25 protein-coding genes are annotated in these 24,548 nt (G+C 51.9%); 11 read left to right on the top strand and 14 right to left on the bottom strand.

Annotated features, from left to right (window positions below; all coding sequences use genetic code 11):
• Positions 1 to 108 precede the first annotated feature (108 nt).
• From B0I18_RS02115 to B0I18_RS02105, 3 genes are all read right to left on the bottom strand, one after another.
• Complete coding sequence (locus tag B0I18_RS02115; RefSeq protein ID WP_106520990.1) at positions 109 to 930, bottom strand: T9SS type A sorting domain-containing protein; 822 nt, start codon at positions 928 to 930, stop codon at positions 109 to 111.
• A 195-nt stretch (positions 931 to 1,125) separates the two neighbouring features.
• Positions 1,126 to 1,338, bottom strand: coding sequence for a hypothetical protein (locus tag B0I18_RS02110; RefSeq protein WP_106520989.1), 213 nt, complete (start codon positions 1,336 to 1,338; stop codon positions 1,126 to 1,128).
• An 85-nt stretch (positions 1,339 to 1,423) separates the two neighbouring features.
• Positions 1,424 to 1,981, bottom strand: a complete 558-nt coding sequence (locus B0I18_RS02105) for a J domain-containing protein (protein WP_106520988.1) — start codon at positions 1,979 to 1,981, stop codon at positions 1,424 to 1,426.
• A gap of 139 nt (positions 1,982 to 2,120) precedes the next feature.
• Between B0I18_RS02105 and trxA the strand changes: the two genes are divergently transcribed.
• A complete protein-coding gene (gene trxA, locus B0I18_RS02100) occupies positions 2,121 to 2,441 on the top strand; it encodes a thioredoxin (protein ID WP_106520987.1) in 321 nt (106 codons plus the stop codon).
• 90 nt (positions 2,442 to 2,531) lie between these two features.
• Here the strand turns inward: trxA and B0I18_RS02095 are convergent, their stop codons facing one another.
• Genes B0I18_RS02095 through folD form a run of 3 tightly spaced genes read right to left on the bottom strand, consistent with a single transcriptional unit; the run spans position 2,532 to position 4,898 of the window.
• Complete coding sequence (locus tag B0I18_RS02095; RefSeq protein ID WP_106520986.1) at positions 2,532 to 3,350, bottom strand: undecaprenyl-diphosphate phosphatase; 819 nt, start codon at positions 3,348 to 3,350, stop codon at positions 2,532 to 2,534.
• A gap of 43 nt (positions 3,351 to 3,393) precedes the next feature.
• A complete protein-coding gene (locus B0I18_RS02090) occupies positions 3,394 to 4,023 on the bottom strand; it encodes a 7-carboxy-7-deazaguanine synthase QueE (RefSeq protein ID WP_245882030.1) in 630 nt (209 codons plus the stop codon).
• Complete coding sequence (folD, locus tag B0I18_RS02085) at positions 4,023 to 4,898, bottom strand: bifunctional methylenetetrahydrofolate dehydrogenase/methenyltetrahydrofolate cyclohydrolase FolD (protein WP_342749494.1); 876 nt, start codon at positions 4,896 to 4,898, stop codon at positions 4,023 to 4,025. The genes B0I18_RS02090 and folD overlap by 1 nt, the downstream gene beginning before the upstream one ends.
• 163 nt (positions 4,899 to 5,061) lie before the next feature.
• On the opposite strand from folD, the gene B0I18_RS02080 reads away from it, so the two are divergent.
• The 9 genes from B0I18_RS02080 (at position 5,062) to B0I18_RS02040 (ending at position 14,166) form a co-directional block, all read left to right on the top strand.
• Positions 5,062 to 5,850, top strand: coding sequence for a DUF3050 domain-containing protein (locus B0I18_RS02080; RefSeq protein WP_106520984.1), 789 nt, complete (start codon positions 5,062 to 5,064; stop codon positions 5,848 to 5,850).
• A gap of 7 nt (positions 5,851 to 5,857) precedes the next feature.
• Positions 5,858 to 6,457, top strand: coding sequence for a Crp/Fnr family transcriptional regulator (locus B0I18_RS02075; protein ID WP_106520983.1), 600 nt, complete (start codon positions 5,858 to 5,860; stop codon positions 6,455 to 6,457).
• A 500-nt stretch (positions 6,458 to 6,957) separates the two neighbouring features.
• Positions 6,958 to 7,380, top strand: coding sequence for an IS1/IS1595 family N-terminal zinc-binding domain-containing protein (locus B0I18_RS02070; protein WP_106520982.1), 423 nt, complete (start codon positions 6,958 to 6,960; stop codon positions 7,378 to 7,380).
• 122 nt (positions 7,381 to 7,502) lie between these two features.
• Entirely contained in the window at positions 7,503 to 8,897 is a 1,395-nt protein-coding gene (locus B0I18_RS02065) for a porin (RefSeq protein WP_106520981.1), read from the top strand.
• Positions 8,898 to 8,935: 38 nt separating this feature from the next.
• Positions 8,936 to 10,462 (top strand): MFS transporter, encoded by a 1,527-nt coding sequence (locus B0I18_RS02060; RefSeq protein ID WP_106520980.1) that lies wholly within the window; start codon positions 8,936 to 8,938, stop codon positions 10,460 to 10,462.
• A gap of 54 nt (positions 10,463 to 10,516) precedes the next feature.
• Positions 10,517 to 10,750, top strand: coding sequence for a DUF6814 family protein (locus B0I18_RS02055; RefSeq protein WP_106520979.1), 234 nt, complete (start codon positions 10,517 to 10,519; stop codon positions 10,748 to 10,750).
• Between the two features lie 94 nt (positions 10,751 to 10,844).
• Positions 10,845 to 11,042, top strand: coding sequence for a hypothetical protein (locus tag B0I18_RS02050; protein WP_106520978.1), 198 nt, complete (start codon positions 10,845 to 10,847; stop codon positions 11,040 to 11,042).
• A 6-nt stretch (positions 11,043 to 11,048) separates the two neighbouring features.
• Complete coding sequence (locus B0I18_RS02045) at positions 11,049 to 13,754, top strand: sensor histidine kinase (protein ID WP_106520977.1); 2,706 nt, start codon at positions 11,049 to 11,051, stop codon at positions 13,752 to 13,754.
• A 46-nt stretch (positions 13,755 to 13,800) separates the two neighbouring features.
• On the top strand, positions 13,801 to 14,166 hold the full coding sequence (locus B0I18_RS02040) for a response regulator transcription factor (RefSeq protein ID WP_106520976.1): 366 nt from the start codon (positions 13,801 to 13,803) through the stop codon (positions 14,164 to 14,166).
• Here the strand turns inward: B0I18_RS02040 and argH are convergent.
• Genes argH through B0I18_RS02000 form a run of 8 tightly spaced genes read right to left on the bottom strand, consistent with a single transcriptional unit; the run spans position 14,163 to position 22,361 of the window.
• Positions 14,163 to 15,464 carry an argininosuccinate lyase gene (gene argH / locus B0I18_RS02035; protein WP_106520975.1) on the bottom strand — a complete coding sequence of 434 codons (1,302 nt, stop codon included), beginning with the start codon at positions 15,462 to 15,464 and terminating at the stop codon, positions 14,163 to 14,165. The two genes, B0I18_RS02040 and argH, sit on opposite strands and share 4 nt — an antisense overlap.
• A 25-nt stretch (positions 15,465 to 15,489) precedes the next feature.
• Positions 15,490 to 16,563 (bottom strand): M20 family metallo-hydrolase, encoded by a 1,074-nt coding sequence (locus B0I18_RS02030; RefSeq protein ID WP_106520974.1) that lies wholly within the window; start codon positions 16,561 to 16,563, stop codon positions 15,490 to 15,492.
• The gene (gene argB / locus B0I18_RS02025) at positions 16,556 to 17,344 is read right to left on the bottom strand and encodes an acetylglutamate kinase (RefSeq protein WP_106520973.1); all 789 of its coding nucleotides are present in this window, start codon (positions 17,342 to 17,344) and stop codon (positions 16,556 to 16,558) included. Before argB ends, B0I18_RS02030 begins: the two co-directional genes overlap by 8 nt.
• Positions 17,345 to 17,359: 15 nt before the next feature.
• Positions 17,360 to 18,313: a Rossmann-fold NAD(P)-binding domain-containing protein gene (locus B0I18_RS02020; RefSeq protein WP_106520972.1), complete on the bottom strand. Its 954-nt coding sequence runs from the start codon at positions 18,311 to 18,313 to the stop codon at positions 17,360 to 17,362.
• Between the two features lie 11 nt (positions 18,314 to 18,324).
• Entirely contained in the window at positions 18,325 to 19,470 is a 1,146-nt protein-coding gene (locus B0I18_RS02015; RefSeq protein ID WP_106520971.1) for an aspartate aminotransferase family protein, read from the bottom strand.
• A gap of 19 nt (positions 19,471 to 19,489) precedes the next feature.
• On the bottom strand, positions 19,490 to 20,467 hold the full coding sequence (argC, locus tag B0I18_RS02010) for an N-acetyl-gamma-glutamyl-phosphate reductase (protein WP_106520970.1): 978 nt from the start codon (positions 20,465 to 20,467) through the stop codon (positions 19,490 to 19,492).
• Positions 20,460 to 21,659 (bottom strand): argininosuccinate synthase, encoded by a 1,200-nt coding sequence (locus B0I18_RS02005; protein WP_106520969.1) that lies wholly within the window; start codon positions 21,657 to 21,659, stop codon positions 20,460 to 20,462. The genes argC and B0I18_RS02005 overlap by 8 nt, the downstream gene beginning before the upstream one ends.
• Positions 21,660 to 21,686: 27 nt before the next feature.
• Positions 21,687 to 22,361, bottom strand: a complete 675-nt coding sequence (locus B0I18_RS02000; RefSeq protein WP_245882029.1) for a GNAT family N-acetyltransferase — start codon at positions 22,359 to 22,361, stop codon at positions 21,687 to 21,689.
• A 503-nt stretch (positions 22,362 to 22,864) separates the two neighbouring features.
• On the opposite strand from B0I18_RS02000, the gene B0I18_RS01995 reads away from it, so the two are divergent.
• Positions 22,865 to 24,523: a glutamine--tRNA ligase/YqeY domain fusion protein gene (locus B0I18_RS01995; protein ID WP_106520968.1), complete on the top strand. Its 1,659-nt coding sequence runs from the start codon at positions 22,865 to 22,867 to the stop codon at positions 24,521 to 24,523.
• Positions 24,524 to 24,548: the final 25 nt, after the last annotated feature.

Genomic DNA, 24,548 nt, shown 5'->3' with positions numbered 1-24,548 from the left:
AGCACCTTATGTTCGTTTAATCGTAAAACCAGGAGGGGCGGCAGAAAGTGCAAAGCAAGAAAAAGCCCGGATCATCGATCCGGGCTTTATAAAAACTAGGTTGTTGGTTTACTTCTGTACCGTGAACTTACTCAATCCACGTTTATCATCGGTAACCAGTTCCAGGAAGTATGTGCCTGCGTTCAGCGCACTGATATCCAGGTTGAATTTGCGGATACCGGCAGCATTTTTACCGAAGTCTTTTACCAGTACGGTACGGCCGGTGATATCGGAGATACGGGCGCTGGCGTTAGCTGCTTTCAGGAATTCGAATTCGAAATTGATATCCCTGTTAGCCGGGTTAGGATATACAGAAATGGTTTGTTTAGCCAGACCTGTGATGGCATCCTTGATACCCGTTCCGCAGTTCATGATCACAGCCCTGAAGCTGTAGTTGTTGGTATCGTTAGGATCGGTAACGTTAGGGTCGCTTTGCCATGCGCCTGCGATGTTTTTCATAACACCCAGTACATTGGAGTAAGCCAGGTAACCGCGACCGTTTACGAATGTGTTTACAAATTCACCGGTGCTGGTATCAACCAGGGTTTTAATCCTTGCATAGTGTGAGTTCCAGCTCAGACCGTCGATCTGCAGGGTATCACCGGCAAAAACGGTATCGGTCATCGGTGTGGCGAAGAAGCTTTTGCTTACATCGGTACCGCTTTGTTCAAACAGGTTTTCATAATCTGCAATACCTACAGTATCGGTTGGGTAGATCGGATCGGGACCTCCGTTGATTACCAGCCATGCAGCAGGAAAGGAGTCTGTACAGTTAATCACTGTACCGTCGACAGGCTTCAGCAATACTGTCTTCAAGTCAATAGTTCGTGTCTGCGCTGTAGCTGTCAGACCGCCCAAAACCAGGGCCATCAGTGTCAAGATTTTTTTCATGATCGTCGTTTTTTTAATGGTAAGATTTCAATTCCGTGCTGAAATTAAGAAATTTCACCCAAAAAACGTTAAGAAGCGTTAAAGAAAGTGAAAAAAAAGGTAACAAATGACTACCGTAAACCTTGTAACGGGGGGCTTAATTTATCCTGTAAACAGGTAAATCGTCTTTGGAGCAAATGGGAGGGAGGCTAGTGCCTAAGGTGTAAAAGGCATAGTAATGCTGGCCACAAGATTCATGAGCGGTTCCCAGCGGAACAGGCCTGCAAAATTACCGACCTGTGGGTTGGCATGAGACAGTGCGCCTATAAGTAATACCAGTGCGCCGGCAACAAAGAAACAGATACAACTTACCAGCAGGTATACTGCTTTTGTACTGCGTGATTTTGAAGAGATGGTTTTGCCTGGCATAAAATAGTGCGTATATATTTTACTGCCCGGTAAAGTTAGCGGATAGATGTAATATTTCCTAATGATTAACAAATTCCGGCTGTTCTTAATCTATCGGGGCCGGCCGGCGGTTAATAAACAGGATCGAAGTGTCGGCCGGTGGTGTAGTATTGCTCCTGCGCTCCCGGAACAGCTCGCCTGGAAATGCGGCCCGCCTGCTGGAGGCCTTTTCGGGGTCGCCTACCGGTGCGGCCTTAATGATCAGGGCGCCTACCTGCAGTACCAGCAATATGCCGACCAGTACCCCGGTTACATTCAGGGTGCCGCGCTGGCGCTTCGCCGTGTATTTATGCCGGTATACCGTCTCGTCGGGCGGTGTGGGGTCTTCGTAATAGGTTTCGGGATAGTAGTCCTCCCGCGGGAACTCCTGCAGCACTACCCTCCGGTACAGGAAATCGTAGTTCTCTTTTTTAAGCGGGTCCGACAGCGTCTCATAAGCCTCCGTTATTTCCCTGAACTTTTCGGTAAATAATTCCGTATCAACAGGATGAAGGTCGGGATGATACTCCTTGGCGAGTTGCCGGTACGCATTTTTAATTTCCGCTTCCGTAGCTGCGAATGCGATCCTGAGTACCTCGTAGTAATCTTTAAAGCCGGTATACATTGCTTGGTGCCTTATTTTCTCTGCGCAATTTAGGTTAATAAATAGTGGGTAACTATAAGAGTATTTGATTCCACTATTGTTGCGGTATGAGTTTCCCCTTACCTTTGTCTTTTCATTGTAAAAATAAAACAAAAATAAAATGGCAGCAGTATTCACCGATGCTAACTTTGATAACGAAGTATTGCAATCTGAAAATTTATCAGTGGTCGATTTCTGGGCACCATGGTGCGGACCTTGCATCGCTTTAGGACCAACCATCGATGCGCTCTCTAAAGAATATGAGGGGAAAGTAAATGTGGGTAAGGTAAATGTGGATGAAAATCCGAATTTATCCGTGAATTACGGTGTAACCAGCATCCCCTGCGTACTGTTCATTAAAAACGGGCAGGTAGTAGACAAGCAAGTTGGCGCTGCCCCCAGATCTACATTCGAAAAGAAAATCCAGCAACACCTCGGTTAATCCAATAGCCGGTCCATTTGCAGGATCAAACATAAAAAGCCGGACCATATGGTCCGGCTTTTTATGTTATAGCGGATGATGGCATCCGGGTTAAACTTTGCCGCTCAGCAGCAGGCCGATAATAACCAGGCCTACCACGATACGGTAAACACCCCAGATACGGAAACCATATTTCTTTAAAAAAGTAATGAAGAAGCGGATGGCGATCATAGCGACCACGAAGGCCACAGCATTGCCGATCAGGAAAATGCTCATGTGCTCCTTGCTGGCCATAATCATTTCGTAACCCTTGGTCTCCACGCCGTTTACATGCCAGTGCTTCAGCAATACGGAGTAAACGGTAACCGCCAGCATGGTGGGTACCGCCAGGAAGAACGAGAATTCAGCAGCGGCATTACGGCTCAGCTTTTGCTGCATACCGCCAATAATAGAGGCCGCCGAACGGCTCACACCGGGCATCATGGCCAGGCATTGCCAGAAACCGATGGCCACGGCTTTGGGTATGGTTATGTTTTTTTCATCGTCAATACGGGGGCGGGTAAATACCTTATCGATAAACAGCAGGAAGATACCGCCTATCACCATCACGATCGCAATGGGCAGCGGGTTGCCCAGTACGCTCTCGATCGCGTCGTCGAACAGGTAACCCAGCACCAGCGCGGGTACCACCGCACTGGCCAGTTTGATGTAAAAGTTGAAATTGCTGAAGTTGAAAAACTTTTTCCAATACAATACGACCACGGCAAGAATAGCGCCGAACTGGATAGATACCTGGAACATCTTTACGAACTCATCCTCCTGGATACCCAAAAAGGTACTGGTAAAGATCATATGCGCCGTAGAGGAAATCGGGATGTACTCGGTAAGGCCTTCGATAATGGCAATAATTACAGCCTGGAATAAGGTCATGTTGTTGGTTGGATTAAGTTTGGAGCTTTTGAGATGGGGACTGTTAAGGAATATTGAGGTACTTATGGGTTTGGAGCGACAACTGCCATTGCGGGTGGTCCTGTATGTACTCGATAATAAGCGGCGTCATACTGTCCCGCTTGTCCCATTCGGGCTGGAGGTACAGTTTGCATTCCGGTTTTACCAGCGCGGCAAACTCTTCGGCCCATTTAAAATCCGATTTGTTGAATACGATAATCTTCAGTTCGTCGGCCAGTGGCATATTCTGTGCCAGCGGCGCTTTAAACTTCTTGGGTGATAAGGTTACCCAATCCCAGTCGCCGGTAAGCGGGCTCGATGCCGAAGTTTCGATATGCGTACGTTTACCTGCGGCCTTCAGCGCGCGGGTAATGGGTACCAGGTCGTGCATGGAGGGTTCGCCGCCGGTAACCACCACGATCTTACCCGGGTGGGCGCTTACCAGTTCCTGCATCGTTCCGGTGCTCATCAACGGGTGCGCATTGGCATCCCAGCTTTCCTTTACATCGCACCATACACAGCCTACATCGCAGCCGCCCAGTCGTATAAAATAGGCGGCCTGTCCCGAATAGGCGCCTTCACCCTGCAGGGTGTAAAAGTGTTCCATTACGGGATAGGAAGTGTGGGTTATATCCTGCGCCTCTATTGCTGTCATTATATTCCTTTTACTGCAAGCAGGGTATTATTCATTAATGCACAAATGGTCATTTTACCGACACCGCCGGGTACCGGGGTAATATAGCTGCATTTGGGGGCTACCTGGTCGAAGTCCACATCGCCCACGAGGCGCGACCCGCTTTTACGCGAAGGATCGTCGATGCGGTTAATACCCACGTCGATCACCACGGCGCCTTCTTTTACCATATCGGCCGTTACATAATTAGGACGGCCTATGGCGGCTACGATAATGTCGGCGCCCAGGCAGATCTCTTTCAGGTTTTGCGTGCGGGAGTGGCAGAGGGTAACGGTACAGTTGCCAGGGTTGCTGTTGCGGCTCAGCAGGATGCTCATAGGCGTTCCCACGATATTGCTGCGGCCGATCACAACGCAGTTTTTGCCAGCGGTCTCTATTTTATAATAATCCAGCAGCATCATAATGCCGTTGGGGGTAGCCGAAATAAAGGTAGGCTCGCCCAGCACCATACGGCCCAGGCTGATGGGATGGAAACCGTCTACATCTTTAGCAGGGTCGATCGTATTGATCACCCGGCTTTCCGAAATATGCGCAGGCAGGGGCAGCTGCACCAGTATGCCGTCCACATCCGGGTTATCGTTAAAGTTGCGGATATGTTCCAGCAATGCGGCCTCGGTAATGTCTTGTTCGAGGCGCAGCAGCGTGGATGCAAACCCGATCTGTTCGCAGGTTTTTACTTTCGAACCTACATAGGCCTCGCTGGCGGGATTATTGCCCACGAGTATAGCGGCGAGGTGCGGCGTCTTTTTTCCTGCTTCTTTCAGCTCCTTTACAGAAACTGCAATCTCGGCGAGCAGACTTTCCGATACTTTTTTCCCATCTAATAGTTGCATCATGCAAAGGTAAAATGAAAACCGGTAGCTGCGGGGCCGGGGAGCATGTTTTTTGAAAAAAGCCTGTTATTTATCCCGTGCGTAACGTTTGATCAAAACGGGGGCAAAATTTTGAATCCGGTTTGTACTAACTTTGTGGCTCCTTTAACCGAACCTCCTTTCTTTTATGCAATCAAGCCCAATTGAAGCCCTGAAAACAGCAGTGGCGCCGCTTAAACAGCAACTCACGCAACATCGCGTGTACGAACAGATCGCGGGTATTGCCGACCTGCACGTCTTTATGCAGCACCATATATTTGCCGTATGGGATTTTATGTCGCTGCTGAAAGCGCTGCAACGTAACCTGACCTGCGTAACCCTGCCCTGGGTACCCAAAGGAAACGCCAATACCCGTTACCTGATCAATGAAATCGTAACCGGCGAAGAAAGTGATGTGGATGAGGAAGGCAACCGCAGCAGCCATTTTGAACTGTATATACAGGCGATGGAACAGGCGGGTTGCAGCACCGGCCAGGCCAATAGCCTGCTGGCAGCCCTGGAAACCGGCAAAACGGTAACCGAAGCGCTGACCGCCTGTGGGGCGCCGGCGGCCGTAACCGATTTCGTGCACAATACTTTTGAAGTGGTAGACGGAGGCAAGGCCCATGTGCAGGCCGCCGTGTTCACCTTTGGCCGCGAAGACCTCATTCCCGGTATGTTCATCAGCTTTGTAAGGGCCCTGCACCAGCAAACTCCGGAAAAAATAAGTATTTTTAAATATTACCTCGAACGTCATATCGAAGTAGATGGCGATCATCACTCGATACTGGCCTGCGAAATGACCGAATCGCTTTGCGGTACCGATCCTGCACGCTGGGAAGAAGCTACCGAAGCCGTAGTGGCGGCCTTACAAAGCCGGGTACGCCTGTGGGATGCTATCGCCGATGCGATAGAAAAAAATAAAGAACAAAAATGATTCCGCTATGTTGGAACTACTATTCGCCGAGATTGCCAAAGAAGTGGAGCTGACGGCAGCAGATAAGGCCCTGGTGCAGGCTGCTATTACCCCGCGCAAACTGCGCAAAAGGCAATACCTGATGCAGCACGGGGAACACTTCGGTGAAATCGCCTTCGTGAACAAGGGTATGCTGCGCGCTTGCCTGAAAGGCGAAAAAGGCGCGGAACATGTTATGCAGTTTGCACCGGAAGGTACCTGGATCCCCGACAGCTTTAATCTTTCGGAAGACGATACCGCGCTCTACGATATCGATGCGTTAGAAAATGCAGAGGTATTGCTGATCGACCGCGAAGTGTTCCAGCAATTGCTGCAGCGGGTACCGGCCCTGGAAAAATACTTCCGCCAGGTGATGCAGAAAAGGCTTAACGCGCTGCACCTCCGGGTCATTAATTACCTGACCCATTTTGCGGAAGATAAATACAAGATGTTCGTGGAAACCTATCCCGAGATCGTACAGCGGGTACCGCAACATATGATTGCCTCCTACCTGGGTATCAAACCCGAAACCCTGAGCCGCAACCGTAAAAAGATGGCGACCCGTAAAAAGGAAGAGCCCGAATTATAGTCCAACACCTTATTGATTGCAGCACCTTGCGTGCTGATAAAAGGCCCGGCATTACAGCCGGGTATTTTGTTTTCCCAGGCCTCCCTTTGCAGGAGCAGTTGTGTGTAGATACGCTATTGCGTCGCGAGGCCCGTTCGCACCTGGTCGTCGCGCCTGTTCGTAACGCCTCGCTACGGACAGAGATGCCCGTTGTGGGAAAGATATCCTGTTTCGTCGCGAGGTCTCCAGAAAGGGACCTTGCGAAAGGGACTTCCGGCTATCGTTCAGACCCAGGTGGGCAACAGGTTGGCGAGTAACGGTTAACTCCACTATCGTATTGATGGACAAGCATCAAGATTTGGATTTGAGCAATGTCAATAGGTATCTGCACGCCATAATCTGTAGCGTATTGACATTCAGCAGTATGGCATATTTGTGTTGATAATAGTCAATATTGGTCATTTGGTATATTTATGCTAATTTGGTATAATTAATCAGGAGTGATTGCTTACTTTTAAGACATGAAAGATATTTTTTGTCCCAAATGCAAGAACCAGGAAGTGGTGAAAAGCGGTGTGGTAAAAGGAAAGCAGCGGTATAAATGCCATGCCTGCAATTATCATTTCTCCGTGATGAAAGATGGTAAACGGATCGACCCGTATTACGTGATCAAGGCCCTGCAATTGTATATCGAGGGGGTAACATTCCGCGAGATCGAACGCATCCTGGGCGTAAGCCATGTATCGGTGATCAACTGGGTAAAGGAGTACAATGTGAAGGCGCCCGAAAACCTGGATTACCACCCTACCTACCAGGTGCTGAACCACGCCGAACTGGCCGAATTCTTTGCCGACAGGGAATCGCTGCGGGGTACCGGCAGTATGGTTACCGAGCTCGGCGACAAGTTTATGGTGATCAAATGGGAGCGTTTCAAAAGAAAATAAACAGGCCATAAAAGCTATACCCTTAGCATAGATATATACCGTATTTCCGAAACGGCAGTTATTTGTAAACATTTGAGGAAAGAAATAAGAAAATAATTTTTTCACCTCAAAAGCTACCTGCTATGTTTCGTAAGCAAATCCTGATAGCATTATCCTGTTGCTCGCTGCTGGCTTTCCCCACTTTTGCACAAAATTCGGAGCAATACGGATCCGGGTTGAAACTGAACCTGAACCCCGAAGGGAACAAGTATGTGCGTTTCCTGGTATGGAGCCAGATCTGGGCCAGGTATAACCAGAATAATCCCGGCACCCTGGTCAACGGTTCGCCTTCGCAAAGCAGTATGGATTTTGGCGCCCGCCGCCTGAGGCTGCTTACTTATGCACAGATCTCGCCCCGGTATATGATCGTTACCCACTTCGGGATCAACAACCAGACCTTTACCAATGGCGGGGGCAGCGGCTCCACCGGTACCGGCGGTTACGGCCAGGGCAAAAAACCACAACTCTTCTTCCACGATGCCTATAACGAGTTTGCCATTGTACCGGCCAAAAAACCGGTAACCGGCCAAACCAATACATTCACCTTATCGCTGGGCGCAGGCCTGCATTACTTCAACGGTGTATCGCGGCAGAGTTCAGCCAGCACCATCAGCTTTATGATGATCGATGCCACGATCTTTAACTGGCCCACTATCGAAATGAGCGACCAGTTTGCCCGGCAGTTTGGCCTCTTTATCAAAGGCAATGCCGCAAAACTGCATTACCAGTTCAGCATCAACAAACCCTTTGCCACCAACCTCGTTCCTAAAGACAGCGCCAATATTGCCGTAGACAATAACGGCGAGTCGGAAGCATCGTATGCGGGTTATGTAGACTACCAGTTCCTCGACCAGGAAAGCAACTTCCTGCCTTACCGCGTAGGTACCTATCTCGGTAGCAAAAGGGTATTCAATATCGGTGCTGGGTTTTACCACCAGGCTAATGGCACCCGCAGCTCCAATGCACTGGGCGTGGTAGAAAAGCACCCGATCAACCTGTTTGGGGTAGACGTATTTGCCGACCTGCCTGTGGGCGATAAGTCGAAAGGCATGGCTGTTACTGCTTACGGTGTTTATTACAACTACAATTTCGGACCCAATTACCTGCGTACCAGCGGTACGATGAATACGGGCACCGCCGATCCCAATTTCCCGGCGGCAGATAAGGTGCTCGAAGGCCCGGGCAATGCGCGTGCGCTTATGGGCACCGGCAGTATCTATTATGCCGAAGCCGGTTTTCTCCTGCCTAAATTCAGCACCAAGCTCCGCTTGCAGCCTATTGCTTCGTATGCCTACAAAAACTTTGAGGCGCTGCGCGCCGGAGGCAGCTTTTTCGATGTGGGCTGTAACCTGTTTATCGATGCCCATAACGCCAAGATTACGGCGCAGTATGCTTCCCGGCCTTTATACGATGCCGGTACCAAATTGCTGAAAGACCGTAAAGGCGAACTGATCGTTCAATTCCAGGTGGCCCTGTAGGCTGCGCATTTATTTCATCTTCAAAAAAATTATAGCCCATGAGTACAGTAACAAAAGCGCCGAAGGGTATCTGGAAGGTCATCTTCGCTTCGTCGGCCGGTACCCTTATCGAGTGGTATGACTTTTATATTTTCGGCAGCCTTGCCGTGGTTATCGCCACCAAATTCTTCCCGCAGGGCAATCCTACAGCGGCCTTTCTCTCCACCCTGGCCACATTTGCTGCCGGTTTCGTGGTGCGGCCCTTCGGTGCATTGGTATTTGGCCGGCTGGGCGATATGATCGGGCGTAAGTACACCTTTATGCTCACCCTGCTGCTGATGGGCGGGGCCACCTTCCTCATTGGTTGTATACCGGGTTACGAAACCATCGGTTTCCTGGCGCCCCTGCTGGTACTGCTGTTGCGCCTGCTGCAGGGCCTGGCGCTGGGCGGTGAGTATGGCGGCGCTGCCACTTATGTGGCCGAACATGCGCCTGCCCACCAGCGTGGCTACTGGACCTCCTGGATACAGACCACCGCTACGGTCGGCCTGTTTATTTCCCTGATCGTGATCCTGATTACCAAAACGGTGTTGAGTAAAGAAGCCTTCGACCTCTGGGGCTGGCGCGTACCCTTCTGGTTATCGATACTCATGGTATTGGTATCGTACCTGATCCGCAGGAAAATGTCGGAGTCGCCGCTGTTTGCCAAAGCCAAGGCCGAGGGTAAGACCAGTACTAACCCGCTTAAAGAAAGCTTCGGCAACCGGTATAACCTGAAATTCGTACTGCTGGCGCTGTTTGGCGCGGCTATGGGCCAGGGTGTCGTGTGGTATACGGGCCAGTTTTATGCACTCAGCTTTATCCAGAAAACCTGTAATATCGAAAGTGCACAGACCGACTCGCTGCTGGCGATTGCCCTGCTGATGGGCACGCCGTTCTTTATCGTGTTTGGCTGGCTTAGCGATAAGATAGGCCGTAAACATATTATGCTGGCAGGCATGTTGCTGGCGATTATCTGCTACCGCCCCATCTACCGGACGATGTATAATATTTCGGACCTGAAACAGAAGGCGGCGCTGGTGGCAGATACGAAGCACGACCTGAAAGTAAGCGCGGCGGCCAACGGCGATTCGGTGTATCATTACACTACGGTAGTGCAGTACAGCGATGCCACCCGCTACAGCTACGATAGCACCGTGGTGGTACATGCCGATAAAGCAGCGGAGGCCACCAAACCTAAAATTGCAAAGGCTACCCTATTGAACGGTAACGACAAGTGGATGATGATCCTGCTGGTATTTGTCCAGGTGATCTTCGTAACGATGGTATACGGTCCTATTGCGGCTTTCCTGGTGGAGATGTTCCCGGTAAAGATCCGTTATACATCGATGTCGCTGCCCTACCACGTGGGCAATGGCATATTCGGCGGCCTGTTGCCTACGGTGGCGGTATACCTGGCTTCCAAGGCCAAAGATGCCGGCCAGGGCGATTGGTATCTTGAAGGCCTGTGGTATCCCATTATTATCGCGGCCATCAGTTTCGTGATCGGCCTGTTGTACATCAGCGGTAAGCGCAAACTGGAATAGGCTGTACCTGTCTTTCCCGCGCAACTATTTTCTTCATTAAAAAATTATCCCGTTATGGATGCAATCAAAAAAATACTGGGCCTCGTATGGATCGCGCTGGCCCTTGCCGCAGCCTACTTCTGCATTTTTATATTCGGTATCCCGAAGTTTACCAGCGGTCAGCAGGACGACCTCGTGTTCGGTATCGTGATCCTTTTTGTACTGACGCCTATTATTGTAGGCGGCCTGTTTACCTTCGGCGTTTATGCGCTGATGGGCGAATACAATGACGATAAACAATTGGAGTAAACCGGTTATAAAGCGAGCTGTACCTACGTTGCCGGGCCTGTGCGCCCGGCAACGTTTTGCAATTATTACTTATCTTACCGGATAATACCCGAATATGAATCCTGCCAAATCCATCCGCTTCCTGCTGATCGCATTGCTGATGCTGGTGCTGTTTACCTATCCCCTGCTGTCTACCGCCAATAAACGGGTGATGGTGGGCGGGCTGCCCTTGCTGTATGTTTATATTGGTGTGGTATGGGTGCTGGCCATCCTGGTCCTGTACTTTACGGTCAACCCATTAAAACGTAAATAGGCCGGTATGAACAAACTCCTGATCATACTGGTATCGCTGGCCTATCTGGCCCTGCTCTTCGGGGTGGCCTGGTGGGTAGAGCGCCGGCGCCGGCAGAAGAAGAGCGTGGTGCGTAATGGCTGGGTGTATGCCTTGTCGCTGGCAGTATACTGTACCGGCTGGACCTATTACGGCAGCGTGGGCCGGGCGGTTAACAGCGGCATGGATTTTATTACCATTTACCTGGGACCTTCGATCATGTGCGCCCTGTTTATCCCGGTCTTGCAAAAGATCATCCGTATTTGCAAGACCCAGCGCATCAATAGCATTGCCGACTTTATCGCTTCGCGGTATGGTAAGAATTTTACCCTGGGTATCATTGTTACGTTGTGTTGTATTATCGGCATCATACCTTATATCGCTCTGCAGCTGAAAGCCATATCGACCAGCTTTCATATCATTACCGGTCTGCCGCAGGGTATCATTCCCGGTCCGGGCGACGATAAGTTTTATATTACCTGTGTCATTATCTTTTTTATCATCGTGTTTGGTACGCGGTCGGTCGATGCTACGGAGCGGCACGAGGGCCTGGTAGCGGCTGTGGCTTTCGAGTCGCTGGTCAAACTGTTTGCCTTCCTGGTAGTGGGTATCTTTGTCACCTTCTTCGTATTCGATGGTTATGGCGCCTTGTTCGATGCTGTGGCCAATAAGGGGCTTACCCAGTTTTTTACCCTTAGCGGCGACAATGCCTATAGCAGCTGGCTATCGATGTTGTTCGTATCCATGATGGCCATCGTCATCCTGCCGCACCAGTTCCAGGTAAGCGTGGTGGAGAATACCAACGAAAAACATATCCGTAAAGCCGTATGGCTTTTTCCGCTGTACCTGCTGGCCATTAATATATTTGTACTGCCGATCGCGATGGGCGGCTCTGTGATTTTGGGTAACAATACCGATGCCGATAACTACGTACTGTCGCTGCCCCTGCACTTCAATCAGCACCTGATGAGTGTTATGGTGTACATCGGGGGCTTTTCGGCGGCCACGAGTATGATCATCGTAGCCACCATCGCCTTGTCTACCATGGTCAGCAATCACCTGTTCCTGCCCTTGGTATTATCTTCCCGCCGGTTTAAGACCAGCAGCGAAGGCTCGCTTACCCGTAAGATCATTTTATCGAGGCGGGTGATTATCGCCGTGATCCTTTTTGCCGCTTATGCCTACAATAGTTTTATGGCGCCTTACTTTTCGCTGGTATCCATAGGCCTGGCCTCTATGGCGGCAGTGGCCCAGTTCGGGCCGGCGGTATTCGGCGGTCTTTACTGGCGCAATGCTTCGCGTAAGGGTGCGGTAACAGGTATTATCGTAGGCTTTGGTATCTGGTTTTACACCCTTATCGTACCGGCGGGTGTAGATGCGGGTTTTATCGATAAGAGCCTTATGGATAGCGGTCCCTGGCACTTGTCATGGTTGCGGCCCCAGGCCCTGTTCGGGCTTGATGGCTGGGACCTGTTTACCCATTCGGTATTCTGGAGTATGTTCTTCAATTGCATTTGTTACCTGGTTATCTCCAGCTATTCGCGGCTGAGCGCCTCCGAGATGTACCAGGCCCGCGTGTTTGTTGATATTTTTGATAAAGATGCCAACCAGTTTACCGAAGGACAGGGCGTATGGCGGGGCAATACACAGTACGCCGATATCCGGGCGTTGCTCGATAATTTTATCGGTAAAGAACGGTCGGGCCTGTTGTTGACGGCTTATGCGCGGCGCAACGATATCGGCCTGGATACGGTGATCGCCGATCCGCGCATTGTACATTTTGCCGAACGTATGCTCTCCGGGGTGATCGGTTCGGCCTCGGCCAAATTTATGATCGCCAATATCGTAAAGGAGGAGGAGATCACGATCCAGGAGGTACTGGCCATCGTAAAAGAATCGCAGCAGGTGCTGGAGCTGAATAAAGAGCTCAAGAAAAAATCGATAGAACTGACCCGTGCCACCGATATGCTGACCCGCGCCAACGAGCAGTTGAAGCGTATGGATGTGCTCAAGGATGAATTCCTGTATACCGTTACCCACGAGTTGCGCACGCCGCTAACTTCGATACGGGCCCTGTCGGAAATTGTATACGACAACCCGGATATGGAAGAGGAACAGCGGCAGCATTACCTGGAAGCGGTGGTTAAAGAGATCGAACGCCTGAGCCACCTGATCTCGCAGGTATTGAACCTGGAACGTTACGAATCTGGCAGGCAAAAGCTGAACTATGCTACCGTGGTTTTCGGCAGGCTTATAGCCGAGGCTACAGAGGCGCTGCTGCCCCTGGCCGAGGAACGCGGCGTGGCTATCGTACACCAGTTGCCGCATGCGGAAGTCTCGGTTCTATGCGATATCGACCTGGTAAGACAGGTGATCTATAACCTTATCGCCAACGCCATCAAGTTTGCCCCCGAAAGTACCGGCCGTATCGTAATTGCGCTGGAGCAGACCGGGAGCGGGATAAGGCTTGCTGTTGCGGATAACGGGCCGGGCGTGCCTTACGAGATGCGCGAACAGATCTTCGATAAGTTTTTCCAGGCTAAGAACCAGACGCTGAAAAAGCCCGTGGGTACCGGTTTGGGGCTTACCATCTGCAAGCGTATTATGGAAATGCACGGCGGCAGCATTGGGGTGGAGGATACGGCCGGTACGGGGGCCTGTTTTGTCATCGCTTTGCCACAAATCAAGACCTAAGCCCACGCACTTTTTTATTAAGGATACACCTTATATCTTTGCTTGTATGAAGAAAGTGCTTGTTGTAGACGATGATCCCTATATCCTGATGTCCGTTGAATTCCTGATGAAGAAAAACGGCTACGAGGTGATGGTGGCCCGTAACGGGACAGAGGCTATGGCTTTCCTGGAAAGCAACAAGCCCGACCTGGTGCTGCTCGATATTATGATGCCGGATGTGGATGGCTATTCCATTTGCCGGCATATCAAAGCTACGCCTGCACTCGAAGATATTATCGTGGTCTTTATCAGCGCAAAGACCGCCGAAGCCGATATCCGCGAAGGTTACGACCTCGGCGCTGCCCTGTATGTAAGCAAACCTTTCTCTACCCGCGATCTGATGAAAAAGATCAACGGCCTTTTACAGGCCTAAGCAAACCGCTTCATCACCCGTTCCATGGCCCCGGTTATGGCTTCGTTGCAAAGGTTGCCCATACTGCCTTCGTGGGTATGCCGTGTTATATCGAAATGATCGTAGCTGAAACTGCCCGCTTCTACCGCATTACCCACCACCTGGTAGGCTTCCCGGAAGGGTACGCCGTTATGCACCAGGTCGTTTACCGCTTCTACCGTAAAAAGATACTGGTACTTTTTATCCGCCAGGATATGCTCCTGCACTTCGATCTGGGGTAAAGCAAAATCCAGGATACCGATACAATCCTGCAGGGTTTCCAGGGCCGGGAAAATAATTTCTTTGGTCAGCTGCAGTTCCCGGTGATAACCGGAGGGCAGGTTGGTGAGCAGTAGCGCCAGTTCGTTGGGTGCGCTTTGCAGGCGGTTGCATTTGCCTCGTACCAGTTCGAATATATCGGGGTTCTTTTTATGCGGCATAATGCTGCTGCCCGTAGTCAGGGCCGCGGGGAAACTGATAAAGCCGAAATTCTGGCTCAGGAACAGGCATACATCCATCGATAGGCGGGCCAGTGTGGCCGCTACGGCGGCAATACCCGTTGCTACGAATTTTTCGGTCTTACCCCGGCTCATCTGTGCATATACTGCATTATGGTGCAGCGCGGCGAAGCCCAGCAGCGAGGTGGTCAGCGTACGGTCGAGCGGGAAGGAGGAACCATAACCGGCGCCACTGCCCAGCGGGTTCTTGTCGGTAACGGCATAGGCCGCAGCCAATAGTTCCAGGTCGTCGACCAGGCTTTCGGCATACGCCCCGAACCACAGCCCGAATGATGAAGGCATAGCGATCTGCAGGTGGGTATAACCGGGCAGCAGTTTCGTTTTATGTTTTTCGCTAAGCGCGATCAGTTTGTCGAACAGCCCTTTTACTGCCTGGCTCAGTTCCTGTATGCTTTGTTTCAGGAACAGCTTCAGATCCACGGCCACCTGGTCGTTGCGGCTACGGCCGCTATGGATCTTTTTACCTGCATCCCCGATCTTGCGTGTAAGCATCAGCTCCACCTGGGAGTGCACGTCTTCCACATAATCCTCGATACGGAAGCGCCCGGCTGCAATCTCCTCCAGCAGGGCATGCAATTCGTGGTGTACCTGTTCTTTTTCTGCAGGGGTCAACAGGCCTGCTTTGCAAAGCATTTCGGTATGGGCCAGCGAACCCTTTACGTCGCAGGCGGCCAGTAACAGGTCGAAGTCGCGGTCGCGACCTACGGTAAAGGCTTCTACCCGTTGTGCTATATCTGTATTGTCTTTTTGCCAGAGTTTCATATCTAATTAACTTAGGTATTTTAGTTTAAAGATGCGGTACGCGGCCGAGCAGGCTTATATATTGATCGATACCCGATGCCAGCTCATCGAGCCGGATATACTCGTCGGCGGTATGGCTGCGGGCCGAGTCGCCGGGACCGATCTTAAGCGCAGGGAAAGGCATCAGCGCTTTGTCGGAAAGCGTGGGTGAGCCATAACTTCGCAGGCCCATGGCTGCGCCTGCCTGTACCAGCGGGTGCTGGGCGGCTATGTTGCTGCTGCGCAGCCGCGTGCTGCGCGGCGTTATGCTGCCGCTTACATGTTGTTGTACCGTAGCCAATATGGCCTCGTGGGTATAACACTCGTTGATCCGGATATCCACGACAAAGCTGCAGGTATCGGGTACTACGTTATGGGCTTTGTTGTCGGTATGGATACTGGTTACCTGCATCGACACGGGGCCCAGCAGGTCCGAAGCCGCGGGGAAATGATAGTTGCGGAACCATGTTACAGCCGTTAAGGCTTCGTATATCGCGTTGACGCCTTCGTTGCGTGCCGCATGCCCCGATTGCCCTTTTACCGTTACATCCAGCACCATCAGTCCTCTTTCGGCCACGGCCATCTGCATTTGCGTCGGTTCGCCTACCAGGGCGCAGTCTATACGGCCCAGCAAGGGCAGCAGGGCGACTATGCCTTCATAGCCCGATATCTCCTCCTCGGCAGTAAGCGCCAGGATAAGGTTATAGGGCAGGTCCGGCATAGCATAAAAATGCCGGAAGGCGGCTGTAAGGCATACCACACTGGCCCCGGCATCGTTGCTGCCCAGGCCATAGAGTTTGCCATCCATAATCAATGCGCCAAACGGATCGGTGGTATAACCGCTGGCGGGTTTTACGGTATCGTGATGCGAGTTGAGCAATAAGGTGGGTTTGCCGTCGTCGAAGTGCAGGTTGCGGGCATATACATTATTGCCCGCTCTTGATGCCGGTATTCCCCGTTGTTGCAGCCAGTTTTCCAATAAGGTGGCAGTACCCGCCTCCTCCCTGCTGAAGGAAGGTATGCGGATCATTTGCCGCAACAGGTCCAGCGCCTCTTCATAGAGTTGCGTTTGTTCATTCATGACTGATGGTGGTGCCGTTTTGTCCCGAAACCAGTTGCGGCAGGTCGCTCCATTTACCGATCACGACCCTGTCCACACCTTTGTCCAGCGCGGCAAAGGCATTGTCCAGCTTGGGCAACATGCCTGCATAGATTACCCCTTCGGCTTTGAGACTACTGAAAGTTGTTTTATTGATGGCGGCAATACGGCTGCTTTCGTCTTCGGTATCGCGCAGCACGCCGCTTTTTTCGAAACAATAGATGAGCCGTACGCTATACTGCCTGCTCAGGGCCTGTGCCAGTTCCTGGGCAATGGTATCGGCATTGGTATTAAGCAATTGTCCCTCCCGGTCGTGGGTTATAGGCGCCACCACCAGGGTATAACCCTGCTGCAACAGCCCGGTGCATAAAGTTTCGTTTACCGCGTCGATATCGCCGGCAAAGCCGTAGTCCTGCTGTGTGCCGGTACGCTTATGCGCTTGTATCAAATTGCCATCGGCGCCCGAGAGGCCCAGTGCAGCGCAGCCCCGGGCCTGCAGCAGGGCTACTATGTTTTTATTGATATAACCGGCATATACCATGGTTACGATCTTTAAGGTGGCTTCGTCCGTAATGCGCCTGCCCTCTACCATCTGCTGTGGCACCTGCAGGTCGGCAGCCAGGCTGGTGGCCAGTTTGCCGCCGCCATGTACCAGTATGCAGGGGCCGTTCAGGCTGCTTACCTGGTCCAGGAAGCGTTGCAGGCTTGCGGTATCGTCGATCACATTGCCCCCGATCTTGATTACGCTGAGTTGTTCTTTCATGTTATGGTTTATCTTTTACAACGATTTCAGGATACGGCTCAATACGGCCTGTGCGCTCCATACGCGGTTGGCAGCCTGCTGGGATACCAGGCTGCGCGGGCCATCCAGGATTTCGTCGCTCAGTTCGAGGTTACGTCTTACCGGCAGGCAATGCATTACTTTTGCAGCAGGTGCGGCTTTAAGCTTTTGTTCGTCCAGCATCCAACCGGCGCCATCGTGCAGCACCTTGCCATAGTCGTTGTAACTGCTCCAGTTTTTTACATACACAAAATCTGCATCCTGCAGGGCCTCCTGCTGGTTATGCGTGATCTGTGCACCCCGCGTATAATCCTCCGCCAGCTCATAACCTTCGGGATGCGTGATCACGAAGTCGGCCTGGCCCCAGGCATTAACCCACTGGGCAAAACTGTTGCTCACACACTGCGGAATGGATTTGATATGCGGGGCCCAGCTCAGCACGACTTTGGGCCGGCGTGCGGCGGGCTTATGTTCTTCGAGGGTAATAATGTCGGCCAGCGACTGTAACGGATGCAGCGTAGCGCTCTCCAGGCTTACTACGGGTATACGGATATGTTTTATAAACTGCTGCAGCACAAACTCGGCATAGTCCTGGTCCCGGTCAACAAGGCCGGGGAAGGTGCGGATACAGAGGATGTCGAAATAGCTGCTCAGTACCGGCGCTGCGTCTTTGATATGTTCTACGGTGCTACCGTTCATAACGGCGCCGTCGGCAAACTCGAATGCCCAGCCATCCTGGCCGGCATTGAACACGATGCTTTCCATACCCAGCTGCTGCGCTGCGATCTGTGTACTGAGCCGTGTACGCAGGCTGGGGTTAAAGAACATAAGACCCAGCCTCTTGCCCTGGCCGAGCTGCCGGTCGGCCAGCGGGTTGTTTTTATAGTGTAAAGCCTCTTGTACCAGTGCCGGGATACCGGGCACATCAAGGGCGGAGATAAACTGTTTCAAGATTATATTTTTTATACCACAACGGGAAGCGCCAGCGCTTCCTGTAATGCACTTAGAAAAAGACCGGCTTCGGCTTTGGGTAAAGCCAGCGAAGGCAACAGCCGGATAACATTGGGTTTGGCCTCGCCGGTAAATACGCGATAGCGTTCCAGCAGGTCCTTGCGCAGGTTTTTATGCTGCTCCGGTACATCGAAGCCGATCATTAAACCGCGGCCGCGTACATTTTCCAATGCGCCGGTAGCCTGCAGGGCATCCATCAGGTAAGTGCCCATATCGGCTGCATGTTGCAACAGGTTTTCATCGCGGATCACTTCCAGCACAGCCAGCGCCGCGGCGCAAGCGAGGTGGTTACCGCCGAAAGTGGTGCCCAGCATGCCTTTCTTCGGTTGTATATGCGGTGCGATAATAATACCGCCTATAGGGAAGCCATTGCCCATGCCTTTGGCCATGCTATAGATATCGGCCTGTACACCGGCATGATCGTGCGAAAAGAACCTGCCCGTACGGCCATACCCGCATTGTACGCTGTCGGCTACAAATACGGCACCGTACTGGTCGCACAGCCTGCGTATACTTTGCAGAAAGGCGTCACTGGCCATACGGATACCGCCAACGCCCTGTATGCCTTCGATGATCACCGCGGCCACCTGGTCGCCGTGTTGTTTAAAATGGGCTTCCAATGCAGCCTCATCGTTGAAGGGCAGGAATACGATATTGCCGCTTTCGTTAACCGGCGCTATGATTGATGGATTGTCGGTGGCGGCTACGGCCAGCGAGGTCCTGCCGTGAAAGGCGCCTGTAAAGGCTACGACCTGTTTCCTGCCGGTATGGAAGGAGGCCAGCTTCAGCGCATTCTCGTTGGCTTCGGCCCCCGAGTTGCACAGGAAAAGCTGGTAATCCTGTTTGCCGCTTACCTCGCCCAGCAGGGCTGCAAGCTCTTCCTGGAGCGGCATCTGTATGGAGTTGCTGTAGAAGCCGATCTGCTGCAGCTGTTCTGTAATGCGGTGGATATAATGCGGATGACTATGCCCGATAGAGATAACGGCATGGCCGCCGTACATGTCCAGGTAACGCTGGCCTTCGCTGTCCCAGAGGAAGGAGCCGGCCGCTTTTTCCAGGCTCACCTGCTGCAGGGGATATACATCAAATAGTTTCATGTTCGATTTTTCTTGTGGTTTAAAAGAAGGAGGCTTTCAGGTCCAGGCCAGCCTGCTCGTCCAGTCCAAATGCCAGGTTCATATTTTGTACGGCCTGTCCCGATGCGCCTTTCAGCAGGTTGTCGATCGCGCTGTGGATCACGGTTTGCCCGTCCTGCTGCTCGATCTGGATCATACACTTATTGGTATTCACCACCTGTTTCAGGTGTATGGCCTCCTGCGACAGGTGCGTAAAAGGATGGTCCTTATAAAAGGCGGTATACAGGTCTTCGAGCTGCGATAAGCTGAGGTCGGTCTGTAACTGCTGCGATACGAAAATGCCTCTTGCAAAATCGCCGCGCCAGGGTATGAAACGGATATGGGGTTGCTGCTGCCCGGGGTTATTGTGGCCCAGGTGCTCGCCCACTTCCTTCAGGTGCTGGTGCGTAAGGCTTTTATAGGCCTGGATATTGTTGCTGCGCCAGGCAAAATGCGAACTTGGGGCCAGGGCCTGTCCTGCGCCGGTAGCGCCGGTAATGCCCGTGGTGTACACCTCGCCCGCGAAACCTGCAGCCACGAGGGGTAGCAGGCCCAGTTGCAATGCTGTAGCAAAACAGCCGGGGTTGGCAATGTTCGCAGCGGTCCGGATCTGATCCCGGTTGCACTCGGGCAGCCCGTATACAAACTGCCGGTCGCCGATGCTGTTTTGTGCGCCAAGCCGGAAATCCTGGGAAAGGTCGATCACCTTTACCGTATCTTTTAACGGCCGTTTTTCCAGGAAGGTACGGGCATCGCCATGACCGACACAAAGAAACAGCACATCGATATCTTCGTTTAATGCGGCATCAAAACGCAGGTCGGTATCGCCATAGAGGTCCTGGTGTATGGATGATATGGGTTTGCCGGCCTGGCTATTGCTGTGTACGCAGCTGATGGTTACTTCGGGGTGACGCAGCAACAGGCGTATCAGTTCGCCGCCCGTATAACCCGCCGCCCCGGTTATGCCTGCTTTAATCATGTTGTACTGCTTTATTGACCTGGTGGAAAATAGAGGTCTGGTTGCCGAATATTTTGGTAAATCCTTTTACATCGTCTCCGCTCCATCCTTTATTCATTTCGCCGTAGCTGCCAAAGGCATTGCTCATAAGGTCGTGCGGGCTTTCGATACCCAGGAGGGTAAACAGTTTGGGCTCGAGCTGTATGCTTACGGTACCGCTTACGGTTTGCTGGGCATCGTCGAGGAAGCCTTCGATATGGCGCATAACCGGGTCGAGCAACTGGCCTTCATGCAGCCAGTTGGCGTACCAGGTGCTCAGCTGGTCTTTCCAGTAGATCTGCCATTTGGTAAGGGTATGTTTTTCCAGCAGGTGGTGGGCTTTGATCAGGATCAGGGGGGCAGCGGCTTCGAAGCCTACCCTGCCCTTGATACCGATAATGGTATCGCCTACATGGATATCGCGGCCAATGCCGTAGGGCTGGGCCAGCGCCTGCAGCGCTTGTATCAGTTGCGCCGGGTGGGCAAAGTGCTCACCATCGAGGGCTACCGGTTCGCCTTTTTCGAAACGCAGTTCGATGGTGCGGGTACCGGTGGCGGTAATGGGCGTAGGCCATGCCGCCTCGGGCAGGTACTGGCCGGAGGTCAGGGTTTCTTTACCACCCACCGAGGTACCCCAGAGACCTTTATTGATGCTGTATTGCGCTTTTTCAAAATTCATATCCACGCCGTGTTCCTTCAGGAAGCTGATCTCCGCTTCGCGGCTCAGTTGCAGGTCGCGTATAGGCGTAAGTATTTCCAGGTCGGGCGCCATGGTGCGGAATACGCCGTCGAAGCGTACCTGGTCGTTGCCGGCCCCGGTGCTGCCGTGGGCGATAGCGTCGGCGCCGATCTCCAGGGCCGCACGGGCTATGGTCATGGCCTGCACCAGTCTTTCGGCGCTTACGCTTAAGGGATAGGTGCCGTTTTTCAGCATATTACCGAAGATGAGGTATTTCACACAATCGTCGTAATAAGCTTCGGTTACGTCGATGCTCCGGTACGAAGCAATGCCCAGGGTATGCGCCCTTGCTTCGATCTGTTTTATTTCTGCTTCATCGAAGCCGCCGGTGTTTACGGTTACGGCATGTACTTCGAGGTTTTGTATTTTACTCAGGTATAAAGCGCAATAGGTGGTATCGAGACCGCCACTGTACGCAAGCACTACTTTTTTCATTTTTTGGTTGGATGTTTTTTAAGATGATTACGCAGTTTTGCCAGGACGTTTTCGAAGAAAACGCAGTGGTCTGAAACCCTGTTTGGCCGGGCTGTCCGGCTTTTCAGGAGCGGGGGCCGGGGCCATAGCCTGTGTTGTTGCCGGCAGGGCCTGCTGGTCCTGGTGCTCGGCCGGATCGTACAGCATGGCGGTACACAGGCAGTTCTTCCGCTCTTTGGCGGTAAGGATGTCGAAGTTGACGCAGCTTTTGCAACCGGCCCAGAAGGCTTCGTCCTGGGTGAGCTCCGAATAGGTAACCGGCTCGTAACCCAGGTCCGAATTGATCTTCATTACGGCGAGGCCGGTGGTCAGGCCAAAGATCTTGGCCTCAGGGTACAGTTCGCGGCTCAGTTCGAATACACGGGTTTTGATGGCCTTGGCAATACCGAACTTACGGAAGGGTGGCGCCACGATAAGACCGGAGTTGGCTACATAGCCGCCGTGGCTCCAGCTTTCTACGTAACAGAAGCCGGCCCATATGCCATCGGGGCTGAAAGCGATAACAGCTTTGCCTTCCAGCATTTTTTGAACGATGTATTCGGGCGAGCGCTTGGCAATGCCTGTGCCTCTTACTTTGGCAGAAGAGGCCATTTCGTCGCAGATAATCTGCGCGAAGCTATAATGCGTAGCATCAGCTACCATTATCTGAAAATGGTTGTTCATTTTCAAAAGACAATTAGCATGTGAAACAGGAACGCGGTATGCGTTCTGTCAAAATAAAATGATAGTCTGTAGGAATGGAATTTGCCGGAGTATCATTTACCAATCAAGGTAAACCCTATCCGGTCTCAACGTCGTACTATAAAAGGAGTGTGTACCGGGACCGGGCAAAAAACCGCAGGAGGTGCAGTAAAAAAAACGCCGTCAGCATACCGCGTAATAGCGGTAACCGGAGCTGACCATAGGTTAGTTTTTTTTGTCATTTCAGTTAATAATGAAATTGGTTTCCGGAAATATATCCGGAGTCTTGTATAAACATTTTGGGGCAAAACTACAGAATAAAGCCAATAGTGATTGTAAATTTTTGTAAAGATTATATTATCAATTCATAAAGGGAATAAATAGAACTCTCTATTTCTCCGTAACTTTGCCCCTCCCGTATGCTTTCAAACGAAAGTAATACAGGCTATAACGCAAGTAAATACAGCTATTTATATCATTATAAAATGGAAGAACGTTCCCTTAATTTTTTAGAAGAGATCATTGAGAAAGACCTCGCCGAGGGTAAATACAAAAGTATCTATACCCGCTTTCCACCGGAGCCCAACGGCTACCTGCATATCGGCCACGCGGCCTCTATATGCCTCAACTTCGGATTGGCGATCAAATACCAGGGAAAATGCAACCTGCGCTTCGACGATACCAACCCCGTAACCGAAGAGACCGAATATGTAGAGAGTATCATGAACGATGTGAAATGGCTGGGCTTTAACTGGGACGAGCTGCGTTATACCTCCGACTATTTCGAACAACTGTATGCCTATGCCGTACAACTGATCCGGCAGGGCGATGCCTATGTGGACGACAGTACTGCCGAGCAGATGGCGGCTACCAAGGGCGATATCAACAAACCGGGCACCGACAGTGCCTGGCGTTCGCGCAGCATAGACGAAAACCTGGCACTGTTTGAAGAGATGCGTGCCGGCAAATATCCCGATGGCGCCAAGGTATTGCGTGCCAAGGTGGATATGGCGCATCCCAACCTGCTGATGCGCGACCCCATTATCTACCGGATCAAACATGCACACCACCACCGTACCGGCGACGCCTGGTGCATCTACCCGATGTACGATTTTGCCCATGGGCAGAGCGACAGCATCGAACAGATCACCCACTCGATCTGTACCCTGGAGTTTATACACCACCGTCCCCTGTACGACTGGTTTATCCAGAAGCTGGGCATTTTCCCCTCGCACCAGTACGAGTTTGCACGCCGCAACCTGACCTATACGGTAATGAGCAAGCGTAAATTGCTGCAACTGGTTAATGAAAAACATGTAGCCGGCTGGGACGATCCGCGTATGCCTACCATCAGCGGCCTGCGCCGCAGGGGCTACACGCCCGAGAGCATTCGCAACTTTGCCGATACGATCGGTATTGCCAAGCGCGATAATATTACCGACGTAAGCCTGCTCGAATTCTGCATCCGCGAAAACCTGAACAAGGTAGCCAACCGGGTGATGGCGGTGCTGGACCCGGTGAAATTGGTAATCACCAATTACCCCGAAGGTCAGACCGAGGAGTTCGATGCCGAAAATAATCCGGAAGACGAACAGGGTGGTAGCCGTAAAGTGCCTTTCAGCCGCGAGATCTGGATCGAGCGCGAGGACTTCCAGGAACAAGCGACCAAGAAATTCTTCCGCCTGGCCCCCGGCCTGATGGTACGTCTTAAGTACGCTTACATTGTACGGTGCGACGACTTTAAAAAAGATGAGCAGGGTGTAGTGACCGAGATCTACTGCAGCTACCTGCCCGAAAGCAAAAGCGGTAACGATACCAGCGGGCTTAAGGTAAAAGGTACCATCCACTGGGTAAGCGTGCCGCATGCGCAAACTGCGGAAGTGCGTCTGTACGACCGCTTGTTCCGCGTGGAGAACCCCGCCAACGAAGACGGCGATTTTAAAGATTATATCAACCCCGATTCCCTGCAGGTAGTAGCAAACGCATATATCGAGCCGGCGCTGACCCAGGCGCAGCCGGGCGACCGCTTCCAGTTCCTGCGCAAAGGATACTTCTGCGCCGATAAAGACAGTACACCCGGACACCTGGTGTTTAACCGTACGGTAGGCCTGAAAGACAGCTGGGCTAAAGAAGCTAAAAAATAAATGAGGCAGTCCGCTGCCTGGTGAT

This window comes from Taibaiella chishuiensis (assembly GCF_003014535.1).
Classification (GTDB): Bacteria; Bacteroidota; Bacteroidia; order Chitinophagales; family Chitinophagaceae; genus Taibaiella; species Taibaiella chishuiensis.
This window is presented reverse-complemented; position numbering and strand designations above follow the sequence as displayed.

Bases quoted from the DNA above. Each gene is read 5' to 3' on its own strand.
- trxA (WP_106520987.1), top strand. From the start codon at position 2,121: ATGGCAGCAGTATTCACCGATGCTAACTTTGATAACGAAGTATTGCAA.
- B0I18_RS02075 (WP_106520983.1), top strand. From the start codon at position 5,858: ATGTTGGAACTACTATTCGCCGAGATTGCCAAAGAAGTGGAGCTGACG.
- B0I18_RS02115 (WP_106520990.1), bottom strand. From the start codon at position 930: ATGAAAAAAATCTTGACACTGATGGCCCTGGTTTTGGGCGGTCTGACA.
- argB (WP_106520973.1), bottom strand. From the start codon at position 17,344: ATGAAAGAACAACTCAGCGTAATCAAGATCGGGGGCAATGTGATCGAC.
- B0I18_RS02040 (WP_106520976.1), top strand. From the start codon at position 13,801: ATGAAGAAAGTGCTTGTTGTAGACGATGATCCCTATATCCTGATGTCC.
- B0I18_RS02045 (WP_106520977.1), top strand. From the start codon at position 11,049: ATGAACAAACTCCTGATCATACTGGTATCGCTGGCCTATCTGGCCCTG.
- folD (WP_342749494.1), bottom strand. From the start codon at position 4,898: ATGATGCAACTATTAGATGGGAAAAAAGTATCGGAAAGTCTGCTCGCC.
- B0I18_RS01995 (WP_106520968.1), top strand. From the start codon at position 22,865: ATGGAAGAACGTTCCCTTAATTTTTTAGAAGAGATCATTGAGAAAGAC.
- B0I18_RS02095 (WP_106520986.1), bottom strand. From the start codon at position 3,350: ATGACCTTATTCCAGGCTGTAATTATTGCCATTATCGAAGGCCTTACC.
- B0I18_RS02080 (WP_106520984.1), top strand. From the start codon at position 5,062: ATGCAATCAAGCCCAATTGAAGCCCTGAAAACAGCAGTGGCGCCGCTT.
- B0I18_RS02065 (WP_106520981.1), top strand. From the start codon at position 7,503: ATGTTTCGTAAGCAAATCCTGATAGCATTATCCTGTTGCTCGCTGCTG.
- B0I18_RS02005 (WP_106520969.1), bottom strand. From the start codon at position 21,659: ATGAAAAAAGTAGTGCTTGCGTACAGTGGCGGTCTCGATACCACCTAT.
- B0I18_RS02030 (WP_106520974.1), bottom strand. From the start codon at position 16,563: ATGAATGAACAAACGCAACTCTATGAAGAGGCGCTGGACCTGTTGCGG.
- B0I18_RS02090 (WP_245882030.1), bottom strand. From the start codon at position 4,023: ATGACAGCAATAGAGGCGCAGGATATAACCCACACTTCCTATCCCGTA.
- B0I18_RS02070 (WP_106520982.1), top strand. From the start codon at position 6,958: ATGAAAGATATTTTTTGTCCCAAATGCAAGAACCAGGAAGTGGTGAAA.
- B0I18_RS02055 (WP_106520979.1), top strand. From the start codon at position 10,517: ATGGATGCAATCAAAAAAATACTGGGCCTCGTATGGATCGCGCTGGCC.
- argC (WP_106520970.1), bottom strand. From the start codon at position 20,467: ATGATTAAAGCAGGCATAACCGGGGCGGCGGGTTATACGGGCGGCGAA.
- B0I18_RS02050 (WP_106520978.1), top strand. From the start codon at position 10,845: ATGAATCCTGCCAAATCCATCCGCTTCCTGCTGATCGCATTGCTGATG.
- argH (WP_106520975.1), bottom strand. From the start codon at position 15,464: ATGAAACTCTGGCAAAAAGACAATACAGATATAGCACAACGGGTAGAA.
- B0I18_RS02110 (WP_106520989.1), bottom strand. From the start codon at position 1,338: ATGCCAGGCAAAACCATCTCTTCAAAATCACGCAGTACAAAAGCAGTA.
- B0I18_RS02105 (WP_106520988.1), bottom strand. From the start codon at position 1,981: ATGTATACCGGCTTTAAAGATTACTACGAGGTACTCAGGATCGCATTC.
- B0I18_RS02060 (WP_106520980.1), top strand. From the start codon at position 8,936: ATGAGTACAGTAACAAAAGCGCCGAAGGGTATCTGGAAGGTCATCTTC.
- B0I18_RS02000 (WP_245882029.1), bottom strand. From the start codon at position 22,361: ATGAACAACCATTTTCAGATAATGGTAGCTGATGCTACGCATTATAGC.
- B0I18_RS02015 (WP_106520971.1), bottom strand. From the start codon at position 19,470: ATGAAACTATTTGATGTATATCCCCTGCAGCAGGTGAGCCTGGAAAAA.